General features: G+C 38.7%; 12 protein-coding genes, 3 tRNA genes and 1 riboswitch. Of the genes, 3 read left to right on the top strand and 12 right to left on the bottom strand.

Features of this window, described 5'->3' with window-relative positions; genetic code table 11:
- Window positions 1-659, bottom strand: a 659-nt coding sequence (ribB, locus tag NL42_RS08640) for a 3,4-dihydroxy-2-butanone-4-phosphate synthase (protein WP_016139075.1), incomplete at its 3' end; no start/stop codon positions are given.
- Between the two features lie 90 nt (window positions 660-749).
- Window positions 750-900, bottom strand: a riboswitch (FMN riboswitch).
- A gap of 177 nt (window positions 901-1077) precedes the next feature.
- On the opposite strand from ribB, the gene NL42_RS08645 reads away from it, so the two are divergent.
- Window positions 1078-2868 (top strand): DUF2157 domain-containing protein, encoded by a 1791-nt coding sequence (locus NL42_RS08645; protein WP_461312459.1) that lies wholly within the window; start codon window positions 1078-1080, stop codon window positions 2866-2868.
- Window positions 2865-3416 (top strand): GDYXXLXY domain-containing protein, encoded by a 552-nt coding sequence (locus NL42_RS08650; protein ID WP_461312460.1) that lies wholly within the window; start codon window positions 2865-2867, stop codon window positions 3414-3416. The genes NL42_RS08645 and NL42_RS08650 overlap by 4 nt, the downstream gene beginning before the upstream one ends.
- A 56-nt stretch (window positions 3417-3472) precedes the next feature.
- Here NL42_RS08650 and panD read toward each other — a convergent pair whose 3' ends face one another.
- From panD to NL42_RS08700, 10 genes are all read right to left on the bottom strand, one after another.
- Window positions 3473-3853 (bottom strand): aspartate 1-decarboxylase, encoded by a 381-nt coding sequence (panD, locus tag NL42_RS08655; RefSeq protein ID WP_002120296.1) that lies wholly within the window; start codon window positions 3851-3853, stop codon window positions 3473-3475.
- 131 nt (window positions 3854-3984) lie between these two features.
- Entirely contained in the window at window positions 3985-4566 is a 582-nt protein-coding gene (gene pth, locus NL42_RS08660; protein ID WP_461312461.1) for an aminoacyl-tRNA hydrolase, read from the bottom strand.
- 20 nt (window positions 4567-4586) lie between these two features.
- Window positions 4587-4883 (bottom strand): 50S ribosomal protein L25, encoded by a 297-nt coding sequence (gene rplY / locus NL42_RS08665; RefSeq protein WP_004641581.1) that lies wholly within the window; start codon window positions 4881-4883, stop codon window positions 4587-4589.
- A 95-nt stretch (window positions 4884-4978) separates the two neighbouring features.
- Window positions 4979-5929 carry a ribose-phosphate pyrophosphokinase gene (locus NL42_RS08670; RefSeq protein WP_003653329.1) on the bottom strand — a complete coding sequence of 317 codons (951 nt, stop codon included), beginning with the start codon at window positions 5927-5929 and terminating at the stop codon, window positions 4979-4981.
- Window positions 5930-5965: 36 nt separating this feature from the next.
- Window positions 5966-6040, bottom strand: a tRNA-Gln gene (locus NL42_RS08675).
- Between the two features lie 91 nt (window positions 6041-6131).
- Window positions 6132-6206, bottom strand: a tRNA-Gln gene (locus NL42_RS08680).
- A 26-nt stretch (window positions 6207-6232) separates the two neighbouring features.
- Window positions 6233-6307: transfer RNA gene (locus NL42_RS08685), tRNA-Gln, on the bottom strand.
- Window positions 6306-7139 (bottom strand): 4-(cytidine 5'-diphospho)-2-C-methyl-D-erythritol kinase, encoded by an 834-nt coding sequence (gene ispE / locus NL42_RS08690; protein WP_461312462.1) that lies wholly within the window; start codon window positions 7137-7139, stop codon window positions 6306-6308. Before ispE ends, NL42_RS08685 begins: the two co-directional genes overlap by 2 nt.
- An 18-nt stretch (window positions 7140-7157) precedes the next feature.
- On the bottom strand, window positions 7158-7736 hold the full coding sequence (gene lolB, locus NL42_RS08695; protein WP_461312463.1) for a lipoprotein insertase outer membrane protein LolB: 579 nt from the start codon (window positions 7734-7736) through the stop codon (window positions 7158-7160).
- A 4-nt stretch (window positions 7737-7740) separates the two neighbouring features.
- Window positions 7741-9450 (bottom strand): tetratricopeptide repeat protein, encoded by a 1710-nt coding sequence (locus NL42_RS08700; RefSeq protein ID WP_461312466.1) that lies wholly within the window; start codon window positions 9448-9450, stop codon window positions 7741-7743.
- An 88-nt stretch (window positions 9451-9538) separates the two neighbouring features.
- On the opposite strand from NL42_RS08700, the gene hemA reads away from it, so the two are divergent.
- On the top strand, window positions 9539-10822 hold the full coding sequence (hemA, locus tag NL42_RS08705; protein ID WP_461312464.1) for a glutamyl-tRNA reductase: 1284 nt from the start codon (window positions 9539-9541) through the stop codon (window positions 10820-10822).
- On the opposite strand, the gene NL42_RS08710 is transcribed toward hemA, so the two are convergent.
- Window positions 10819-12693: a DNA primase gene (locus NL42_RS08710; RefSeq protein WP_461312465.1), complete on the bottom strand. Its 1875-nt coding sequence runs from the start codon at window positions 12691-12693 to the stop codon at window positions 10819-10821. The two genes, hemA and NL42_RS08710, sit on opposite strands and share 4 nt — an antisense overlap.
- Window positions 12694-12748 lie beyond the last annotated feature (55 nt).

Below are 12748 nucleotides of genomic sequence, written 5' to 3' on the forward strand. Positions count from 1 at the left end.
TAAATACCGTGTTGTTGGCGGTATTGGACAAGTTCTTCAATTGTAATCACAGTTAGATGATGAGTTTGAGCATATGCCAATACTTGAATGCCTGATGCCATAGTGCCATCTGGGTTAGTTAATTCGCATAACACGCCAGCGGGTTTAAGCCCAGCTAATCTTGCTAGATCAATTGTTCCCTCGGTATGACCTCGACGAGTAAGCACTCCACCATTACGGGCACGTAAAGGAAAAACATGGCCCGGACGGTTAAGATCACTTGGGACAACACCATCTTTAATTGCGGTTTGAATGGTAGTCACACGGTCTTTAGCAGAAACACCTGTGGTAACACCTTGAGCTGCTTCAATAGTGACTGTAAAAGCGGTATGAAACTGGCTTGAGTTGTGAGAAACCATTGGTGGGAGTTCTAGATGATCTGCTAGCTCTTCTGTCAGGCATAAACATACAATACCTGAACCATCACGAATCATGCGTGCCATTGTTTCTACTGTTAAAGTTTCGGCTGCAACAATTAAATCTGCTTCATTTTCGCGATCAAAGTCATCCATAACCAAGACAGGTTTGCCTTGACGGATATCTTCTAATGCTTGTTGAATGCGTTGCTCAGCAGGAGAGAGGGCTGAGAAAAAAAGTTCTGGTTGAATTAAGCTAGACATAATGAAACGCTCTCGTAAAAATACGGTTGAACATTTCAGGACTGATGTAAAAACAGGCTGGCACTGAAATAAAACGGATTTATCCCAGTTCGTCGTCTTCTTTCATCCGGACTATACCGTCGGCTTTGGAGTTTCACCAAATCTGCTCAAATTACATAATTTAAGCTCGTGGGCTTGTTAATCTATTTATAAAAATTAACTTTACCACCGGTGGGGAATTACACCCCGCCCTGAAGCGATGGGTTTTATTATAGCGCGCTTGATAAAATTGGCTAGATGCATTTGTAGAATGCTAAGTTTCTTTATGAATAAGTATTTTCATAAATGGAAATAAGCTTTTTAACAAGAGCTTACTTGTTGATATGAAAATGGAATGCTATGTTTTTTTATAGAAAATTATAAATAAAATAGGTGTTTCATGCAGATAAGAGACGATTATCCCCTCAGGAATACTTTATTTATTCAGCATCTCCATATTTTCAGTTATGTATTTATGGCGGTCAGTATTCTTTATTTAATTGCTGCTAACTGGTTAATGCTTCCAGACAGTATTCAGCTAGCCATCCCACCACTTATATTACTTGTGACAGCATGGTTCAGCGTAAAAGATACCTTAAGTGAAGGAGTTAGGCAGACTTTACATGGTGTTTGCGGTTTGATGGTAGGCTTAAGTTTGGCTGTAATTGGGCAGGTTTATCAAACTGGTGCAGACAGTTATCTGCTTTTCTTAATTTGGACATTACTTTTACTGCCGTGGCTATATCGACCGAATATTGGAATCTTTGCTTTAATTTGTATTACCAGTCAGCTCACACTTTTTTTATTTTTTAAGCAGACTTTTTGGTCAGAAAAATTTCCTTATTTATATCTATTCGCTATAAATTTATTAAGCCTTATCGAGTTTTGGATATGTATAAAGAGATATCCTGCTTTACGTTTCGTCTTTATCGCTTGGTTTGCCGTTATTTCAATAACGGGAATGATCCAGTTTTTATCAAGTGAACATATTCCTTACCTGATCTCGGCTTTCTTTGCTGGAATAATCGCTTTTTATTATTTTTTTAAAAAAGACGATCAGCTATGTGCCAGTTTAATGGCTGCCGTTCTCGGTGTGACCGCAACAATATGGCTTGTAGATGGCATTAATAACTTATTTAAAGATTCTAATGAGTTCATCTTTTTATTAATTGCGGGCATTATTTTTATTTGGTTTGCATTAATTAGTTATTTTCTAATAAAAATCTTTCGTCAAAGCCGCTTTTATGTGATTCCTTTAGCAATTGGTGCTTGGCTTGCAGGTCTGGCACTCGCTGCTTTTACACTAGTATTTTGGGAAGCTGTTTCTTTAGTTATAGGAGCTATTTTTGTTTTTATAGCTGCTATTTTATTGAAAAAATCTCAACATCACTTCATTCGCCAATTTGCCTATTGTTTATTTATTAGTGGGCAGACTGCTTTTTTATTTCATCTTGGTTCAGAAACAGATCAAATTTTATGGGTTTTAATTGCGCAGATTTTTATTCTATTTGTGAGTTATTTCCTTAAACCGCACTGGTTCTTCATTTTAATTCAAATGCTCGCTACATATGGCATAGCTTTTATCTATTTGCTGCAACTAGACCATTCATTGTGGTCAATACATTCTACTCAGATCTATTTAAATTTAACTTTGCTCAGCTACTTGGTTTTTAGCTTGGTACTCTTGCCTAAGAGTGGACCAATAGTTCTATATGAGCGTAGTATTTTGTTATGTGTACTTGCAGTAATTTTAGTAGCTTCTTTCTTTGATGCTTTTATGGGGTTGGTTCCAGAAAACTCGATAGATCAGCAGATAAGGATTTTATATTTACTGCCTAGTATATGGTTGTTGTGCTTTAGTATTTTTCATTTATATAGGCAACTTCAGGGAATTACTTTTTTCGCCTTTTTAATTTTTGGTGTAGTACTTATTACACTTGGCTATTTTGAAATTTTCATCCTGCTTATTATTTTAACATGGGCGTTAAAAAGGAAAGATTATATTGTTTATGGTGTCACTCTAGCAGTATTTGTTTTAGTACTTTGGCAGCTTTATTACAACTTACAAATAACTTTTTTGGCAAAGAGTGCATCGATTTTTATTTCTGGTACTGTTCTCTTGGCTCTGTCATGGTTACTTCATCGTGAAAATAAAGATGATCTCGTTGAAGTTGAAGGAGAGAAAGAATGAAAAAGTATTTTTCTCTTATTCTTACATTAGCCACTATATTAATCTTTGTAGGATTGATAGCGAAAAATGAATGGCATCTGCATCATAGTAAAAGTATTTTTATTGAACTTAAGCCAGTTGATCCGCGTTCAATTTTACAAGGTGACTATATGGCACTGGCTTATGAGTTAAATTTACAATCTCTTAAAGCTCTTGCAGGAAGTGAGAGTGAGGCTCTAGATCAGGTAATTTTTAATCATTCTTCTGTTCCAGCAAAAGTTATTTTGGATTCACAAAATCGAGTAGTTCGTACAATTTTAGATATTAACAATTCATTTGCTGGACAAAGTTTAATTTTAAAAAATCCTGAAAATCGTTTACAGGCTTTATATCCCGCTTCACGAAGTTTCTTGTTTGCCGAAGGTCTAGCCCAATGCTATCAGAAAGCAAAGTATGCTGAATTTAAGGTAAATACAAAAGGAGAGGCGATTCTGTTTGATTTGCGAGGAGAGGGGCTTCAACCATTAAATTGCAAACAGCAAAAGAACTGGTGGGAAGGAACGATTTAGGATTTATAAAATGATAAAAGCCCGTCAATGCGGGCTTTTTTTATTCTTAGAATAAATTAGGCAACTTGAACAGGAATACAATTCGCTGTGTGGTTGACTGTATTATTTGGATTAGCATAGACCAAACGTGGTTTATGAATATTTGCTTCAGCTTCAGTAAAATCACCAAATGTAGCAATAATCACTAAATCACCGACATCTGCTTGATGTGCAGCGCCACCATTTACTGAAATAATTCCAGAGTTGTCTTCACCACGAATAGCATAGGTCGTGAAGCGTTTGCCATTGGTTACATTCCAAACATGAATTTCTTCATATTCACGAATACCAGCTAAGTCCATCAATACGCCATCAATTGCACAAGAACCTTCATAGTGAAGTTCAGCATGGGTTACAACTGCGCGGTGAATTTTGCATTTTAATAAACGAGATAGCATGGCTAGCGTCTCCTGAGTAGACCTAAGAGTAAGATCTTATGGTGAAATCTTTAGCTTTTGCTGTTGGCAAAGTGGCTGATGCGCATTTTGCTCCTAAAAAAGCAAGATAGCAAGCTTGATTGTTCAACAATTTAAGTTGGTTTATACACATTAATTTGATTCATGGCCTGTGGAACTTGTCCTTGAACAAGTAATTTCACTTTAGAAAGGGCATGATCAATTGCTGCATCCATCAGACTTTGTTCACTACTTGGTGCTTTCCCAAGTACATGACCTGAAACTCGCTCTTTTGAGCCAGGATGTCCGATACCAATACGTAAACGATGAAAATTTGGACCAATATGAGGGACAATGTCACGTAAACCATTATGACCACCATGTCCTCCGCCTGTTTTTAGACGAATTACACCAGGGTTCATATCAAGTTCATCATGAGCAATCAAAATTGCTTCAGGAGCAATTTGATAAAATTTTGCAAATGGAACTACACTTTGTCCAGAACGGTTCATAAATGTAGTGGGTAGAAGTAGACGGACATCGTGTCCTTCTATATTACCACGTCCGCTGATTCCGTGAAATTTCGGATCATTTTTTAATGTAATGCCATATTTATTAGCAAGCTGTTCAATGAACCAAAAGCCTGCATTATGGCGGGTTTGGGCATATTCTGAACCAGGATTGCCCAAACCAACAATTAGCGAAATATTTGACACTAATCTACGCCTTTCAACACTTATGCGCGTTTGAAGTCAGCGTGCATAGGAGTGTTTTTAGCTGGGTGACGTTGTAACGCTTGGATTTTAACGTTTTCAACTTTGTCGCCAACTTGGATTTCTATAACTTCTTCAAAGAAAGCATTGTTTTCTAAAGCTTTTACAAGCTGACGAAGTTCTAAAGTAATAGCTACAGGCTCAGCATTGCCACCATAAATGATAGCTGGAATTAATGCTTCGTGACGAAGGCGGCGGCTCGCACCTTTCCCTTGTTTGTCTTCAGCACGCGCTTGAGCGTTTAATACGAAGTTTGACATGAGTAAATCCTCATTAAAGTTAAATAGACTAAACTTGCGACCAGTTTAGTGATAGAAAACCCCAGCCAAGGCCAGGGTTCATAAAAGCTGCGGTATTATAAACTATCGAACATTGCACTGATAGACTCTTCGTTATTAATACGACGAATCGTTTCAGCAACCATGCTAGCAACAGAAACCTGACGGATTTTGCCCAAGGTTAGTGCTTCTTCAGAAAGAGGAATAGTGTCAGTGACAACCAATTCATCAATAACTGAATTACGTAAGTTTTCAATAGCCTTGCCAGAAAGTACAGGGTGAGTTGCGTATGCAACTACACGGCGTGCACCAAATTGCTTAAGCGCATCAGCTGCTTTACACAATGTGCCGGCAGTATCAACCATGTCATCTACGATAACGCAATCACGATCTTTTACGTCACCAATTAAATGCATAACTTGCGATTCATTGGCTTTTTGACGACGTTTATCAATAATTGCTAAATCGATGTCACCCATCTGTTTGGCAACGGCACGAGCACGTACTACGCCACCAACGTCAGGAGAAACCACCATAAGGTTATCATGCGATTGTTGACGTAAGTCAGCAAGCAAAGCAGGAGTACCATAGATGTTGTCGACTGGAATATCGAAGAAACCCTGAATTTGGTCAGCATGTAAGTCAATCATTACGACACGATCAATACCAACAGTGGTAAGCATGTCTGCAACAACTTTAGCTGTAATCGGCACACGTGCAGAACGTGGGCGACGGTCTTGGCGAGCATAACCAAAATACGGGATAACGGCTGTAATACGACCAGCACTTGCACGACGCAAAGCATCTGCCATGACCAAGATTTCCATAAGGTTATCATTGGTAGGGGCACAAGTAGGCTGAACGATAAATACGTCTTTACCACGAACATTTTCAGTAATTTCTACTGAAATTTCTCCATCAGAAAAGTGACCGACTGATGCAGCACCTAGAGGAATATGTAAGTGACTTACGACTTTTTGAGCGAACTGTGGATGAGCATTTCCACTAAAAACGACAAGATTGGGCATGAAGCACCCTTGGCGGTTGGTATGTAATTAAATAGATGGCAGGGGCGGCTGGATTCGAACCAACGGATGCCGAGATCAAAACCCGGTGCCTTACCACTTGGCGACGCCCCTAATGCGGCAGAACTTTAATATTTTTGCAATGCAATGTCAAGATTAATCAACAAAAAGCATAGCAATTAAGTCTGTCTTTAAAATAAGAGAATGGCAGGGGCGGCTGGATTCGAACCAACGGATGCCGAGATCAAAACCCGGTGCCTTACCACTTGGCGACGCCCCTAATATAATCATCATTACAGGTGAGGTTGGCAGGGGCGGCTGGATTCGAACCAACGGATGCCGAGATCAAAACCCGGTGCCTTACCACTTGGCGACGCCCCTAACGTGTAACCTTAAAATGATTAAGAGGAGATTCGTTTAAACTATTTACCAAGTAAGATTTACATGGTGAATGCTTAAGAATTTCATCAATATTCATTTCATTCGTTACTTCAATAAAAACACAAGCACCTGTACCTGTAAGCTTTGCTTGACCAAACTGGTCTAAATATCGCATTGCTTCTTCTACTTCAGGGTATAACTGCCGAGCTAATGGCTCAAAGTTATTTCCAAAATTAGAAGGTTCTAACTGATAGGCGCAAAATTTAGTGGTCTTAGAGTCTCTTGTCAATGTTTTTTGTGAAAAAAGCAATTGAGTGCTGATAAAACAATCAGGTTTTAAAATAATGAACTGTTTTTGATCTAAGTCTATGAATGATAAATGTTCACCTATACCTTCAGCCCATGCATTTTTACCATAAATAAAAATAGGAACATCGGCACCCAGCCTCACCCCATAGTCCGCAAGTTGTTCCTGATTTAATCCACATTCCCATAATTGATTTAACACAATCAGGGTTGTGGCAGCATTGGATGAACCTCCGCCCAGACCTGCACCCATTGGAATATTTTTTTCAATTTTGATGTGTAGACCGCAGAACTTTTTTGCATGTGGTCTTAGAATTTGAGCAGCCCGATAAATCAGGTTGTCTTCAGGCTGGACTTCACTCAATCCATCAATTTTAATTTGTTCATCCGAAGTCGGCGTAAATGTCATCCAGTCATATAAATCAATAAGTTGGAAAATGGTTTGTAGCTCATGATAACCATTTTCGCGTCGGCCCGTAATATGTAAAAACAGGTTGAGTTTAGCTGGAGAAGGAACTCGAATCATAGATTTATATAATTAGATTTAGCGGTTTTGGATGACCATTGTAATACGGTTTTCTTTATCTTCAGCAAGCGCTTGCTTTAAAACTAGCTTGTTTGGCAAAGTTTGTTCGCCATCATAGCTGAAATTGACCGTCCAACCATCTTCAATGAGTTGGTTTATACGATTTTCATTATCTTTACTGATCTGAGCACTTAAAGTTGCTGGTTTGGCCAAAATCCAGCTCGTTAAATGAGTGATTGGTGCCTGCCAACCAGTTGCACGCTCTAAAAGTTCTTCTGGAGAGGCAGCAGTAATTAATCCAGTTTTTGAACTATTTAACTTCACTTCACCAGGTTTACCCTGAATTTGAGTTTTTCCTACACCTAAAATGCCGCTTAATTCAATATCAAAATTATCTTGTTGTTGAACCCATGTGAAAAAAGCACTACCAGTTTGTTGGGGTGTGCGAACCCCGATTTTACCTTGTAAATTGAAGTGTTTTTCATCTTGAACTTGTTGGATAATCGCTGGTTTAGGTTGAGTAAAATGCTGACAACCGGTTAGAAATAATACACTTGACCCACAGATCGCTGTGCACAGTTGGGCAAATTTGCTCATATATTTAACTCTTTTTTGCAGATGTAGGTAAAATTAACGCATCAAGCTGTTGTAATTGTGGATCATTGGCATGTTTTTGTTTCAGTTGTTGTAACACAGCGCTAAATTGAGTTAATGATCCTTGCATATACAGGGCTTTAGCATAGCGAACGCCAATATTTATATTGTGACTAAGTTCATAAGCTTTGCCCAACGCTTCTGCTGCACCTTCATAATCATTCTGTAAAAATGCAATATAGCCAAGCGTATCTAGAATTGAGGCCTGTTCCGGCGCATATTCTAAGGCTTGTTCTGCATATTGACGTGCTTCTTTCAACCTACGGTTTTGTAAGGCTAGTGTATAAGCATATGCATTGAGGTAAGTTGGACTGTTAGGCTCAAGTTGTAATAATTGCTTTAATGTTTTGTCGAGTTTATCGCGGTCAGTATATGGATCAAGTAATAAAACTTCTGCGTAAATGAGTTCCGGATCATCCGGTAAATTCTTTATCGCTTCATCTAATAAATTTAAGGCAGCTTTTTTATTGCCCATTTTCTTTAAAATTTCAGCTTGAGCTTGATATAAGAAACTTGCATGTTGAGGGTAATTTACGCGTTCTTGAGTGAGGAACCGTAAAGCATCGTGTAAATTATCCTGCTTATCATAAATCGCAATCAAATTACGTCTAGAAACAACGTATAAGCTGCCATCAACTAAACGATAGTAAGCTTTTGCGGTTTCATAATGCTGTTTGCGTTCTGCATTAATGGCTAAATAGTAATAAGCTTCATTTTGATATTTTGCAGAGTTCCGTAGGTCAACAAGATATTGTTCTGCTTTGTCATATTGCTTTAAATCAATACTGGTTAAGCCTGCAATAAACAATGCTTCTTCAGCTTTAGGATTAGCTTCTATAACGTTTTCGAGCTTTTCTAAAGCCAGTTGAGATTGATTCAGTTGTATAAGATAGCGGATTTCTGCTAAACGAATGTCTAAATTTTTCTTATATTTACGGCTGGATTTTGCATACCATTTAAGCGCGCCTTCTTGATCGCTAAGAGCAATGAGTAGATTTGCTTTCATTAAAATAAAGCTCGTCACTTTAGGACGTCGGCGTAATGCTTTGTTAATGTTGGTTAGAGCTGATTCTAATTGTCCATTTTGGGCTTCTAAGTTGGCGATGAGCGCTAAAATAGAAGGGTTGTCTTTTTCTGCACTAGAACGTAAAGCTGTTAATAATACATCTCGATCTTGAGCATTTTCTGGGGCAATACTCGCTAAAATTTGTTCTAAATCAGCAGTTGGATCTATTTTTAAAATTTTATCTAATGTTTCAGCGGCAAGCTGGTATTCATGAGTTTTTAAAGCGATATGCGACAAATAAAATAAAGCAGGTACATCTTTGGGTTCTTGAGCTACCCAATGTGTAGCAATGTTTAAAGCGGCTTGAAAATCATTATATTCAAGAGCAACGTCTAAAGCTCGCTGTTTAATTGAAGTAGAGTTACTTTTAATTGCGAGGACTGTGTAATTGTGCAGAGCGTTAGGAATATCATCATAAGCCAGAGCAAATTCAGCGACCATAGTTTGCTCTAATGCCTGATCAAATGAATGCACGGCATAGGTCTCTTGCACAGGACGTGCATAGACATGCGAGGACATGCTACCTAACAATAAGAATGTGGTAGAATACTGTCTTATCGAAGCACCGTTAAAATTAATACGGCTATTCATTTGACGCAATTTTTATTGATCCAAAGTAATGCTTTTTATGACACCGATGTTGCACAATAGCATAAATTTAGCGAAATGATGATCTGATATGTCTTTCTTTGCATTGGGTGTCAACCATCAAACAGCTTCTGTCGAACTCCGCGAAAAAATTGCTTTCAATGCAGAGCGATTAAGTCGTTTGTTTGCCGAACAAAAACATCATCAAAACTTAAAGGATTTGGTGGTCGTTTCGACGTGTAACCGCACAGAAGTTTATGCCATGGCGGAAAATGCCGAGAGCCTTCTGAAATGGTTAGCTGATGCCAATAATATTGATGTACAGCACTTAATTCATCATGTTTATCGTTACGAGAACACGCAGGCAATTACACATTTAATGCGAGTGGCGAGTGGTCTAGACTCTCTCATGTTAGGTGAGCCGCAAATTTTAGGGCAGGTTAAAAGTGCTTTAGCATTGTCTAAAGAAGCCCAAACGGTCTCTCCTGAATTAAACAGTGTTTTTGAATATGCTTTTTATGCTGCTAAACGTGTACGTTCCGAAACGGCGGTAGGAAGTCATGCCGTTTCGATGGGGTATGCGGTTGCACAATTAGCTTTACAGGTCTTTAGTAAGCCAGAAAAACTTACAGTAATGGTTGTTGCTGCGGGTGAAATGAATAGTTTGGTTGCTAAACATTTGGCTGAAATGGGCGTCGCTAAAATTATTATTTGTAATCGTAGCCGTGAGCGTGCTGACCAATTGGCTCAAGAGATTTCACATCAAGTTGAAGTTGAAATTATTGATTTTGCAGCATTGGCTGAAAATTTGTATCGTGCTGATGTTGTGTCGAGTTGTACTGGCAGCTTATATCAAGTTATCGCTTATCCAGATGTTAAGGCTGCATTAAAGAAACGTCGTTATCAACAAATGTTAATGGTTGATTTAGCAGTGCCTCGTGATATAGATCCTAAAGTTGAAGCGCTTGATGGTGTCTATTTGTATGGTGTTGATGATTTACAAAGCGTGATTGATGAGAACCTTGCTCAACGACGCCAGGCCGCTGTTGAAGCAGAAGTCATGGTTAATCAGCTAGCTACCCAGCTTATTACTCATCAAAAAGTTAAAGAGGCTGGCAGTACAATTCACGCTTACCGCCAACATAGTGAAGAAATTAGCCAACAAGAGCTTACGCATGCATTAGAGGCTTTGCATCATGGTGAGAGTGCTGAACAAGTATTACAGCAATTCGCGCATCGTTTGACGCAAAAGCTGATGCATCCGACTTCTATTCTGCTACGCGAAGCTGCCAAGGCAGAAAATCCTGATTATTTAGAATGGTTACAACAGCATTTACAGGATGTGTTTGATCATGAGCGTAAGCCAAAACATTAAGACAGCAGTCTTAAACTAATTTGTTTTGTGAGTTCATTGAGTTGCTGCCTTAAGTTTCTTGATTCAATCAGTGAAATTGGCGACTTAAGCTTTTGACGTAAATATCTTTCTTTTAGGCCTAAAGCATATTCTTGAGCTAACTTGTCAGCCACTTCAGGTGCCTGTGTTAATGCCTGTATATTGGTTCTTTGCATAATATCAGCAATTTCATGGCAATAACTACTACAAGCACCAAGCACATAATAAGTTGCTAACTCTTGATCATCCGGTAAGTCATCAAAAATACGATTTAAAATAGCCAGAACTTTTGCCAACAATTCATCTTGCTGAATATAGGCACGTAACCCTTCAAAATGAATATAAAGAAAAGGGTGATTCATTAAAATTGCAATCGCGAAGTCTTCATCTTTAGTGTGAATGTTAAATGAGAGCGAGGCATCATGGCTGATTTGTGGGGTAAAACGTTTACCCAATCCGAGTTTTTCACGGAAAGACTGATTGAGTAAATAACGGAAAGAGCCCTGTTTGGGTAATAGTTCAGTCAGTTCTCTGAGTTCTCCCATGACTAAGCTTTTGCCTTCTGGGGTGCTAATGTCGTGTTGACCCGTTAAATGGGCAAAGACAAAATCAGACAGAAGAGGGGCTTGTTGTAATAGTTTCTGGAAATTTTCAAGCCCTTCACGACGGATAAGAGAGTCAGGATCGTGGTCATTCGGTAGCACGAAAAATTTGAGTTCGCGCCCATCATTGAGAAGTGGTAAGGCAATTTCTAACGTTCTGCGTGCTGCTTTTTGACCCGCAGCATCGCCATCAAAAGCAATGGTAATACGGCTATTTTGTTTAAATAAAATATTAAGATGTTCTGTATTACTTGCAGTCCCTAAAGTTGCAACGGCTCCTGTAATGCCATATTGCTGAAGTGCAATTACATCCATGTAACCTTCAACCATTAACCAGTCGCTAGATTTAAGTTTTCTACCTTCATAAAGCCCGTAAAGTAGCTGATTCTTATGAAAGACTTCTGAGTCTGGCGAGTTGATGTATTTGGGTTTGATTTCATCATTTAATGCACGACCACCAAAACCAACGACACGGCCTTTAGGGTCTCGAATTGGGAAAATAACGCGGTCGCGTAATAAGTCAAAATCACGTCCATTATCGCTTGAACGGATAAGTCCAAGTTGTTTTAAACCATCAATGTCATAAGGAAAAGCTTTTTCTAAATGTTGCCAGTCTTCTGGAGCATAGCCCAAGCGCCAAAACTGAATAGTCTGATTGGTTAAGCCACGTTGTTTAAAATAATTTTTTGCCTTTTGACTATTAGGTAATTGGTGCTCATAGAACTGAGCAATATTTTCCAGTAAGTCATATAAATTACCTTCTTGAACTGGTTCATCAAAACTAAAAGGCTGCTCAAATTGAGCAAATGGGTCATCAAAAAATACAGGTTCAAGCGTGTTATAGCTTTCATCAGTTGGTTGTTGCTGAGTTGGAGTTACAGGCTCTGCTGTATTTGCTTTAGCAACTGGTGCTTTCGTAACCTGGCGGGTATAAGACAGCTTTTTATTTTCAGTATTATCTTTAGGTAATTCGACTCCAGCGCTACTCGATAACTCTTTCATTACATCTATAAAATTTCGGTTATCAATGTCCATTAGAAAACGGATCGCGTTACCGTTGGCTTGGCATCCAAAGCAGTGATAATACTGCTTGTCACGATAGACATGGAACGATGGGGATTTTTCTTGATGAAAAGGGCAACAGCCGGAATATGTACGTCCCGTCTTTTTCAGTTTCACACGCTGACCAATCAAATCGACAATATCTGTGCGATCTAAAATTTGATCAATCGTATGTTGTGGAATTGCCATAATTCAGATAACCGTATTAAAACTGATGAGAGAGTGATTCAGAATATTCTGACAT

The organism is Acinetobacter sp. GN11 (assembly GCF_054823985.1).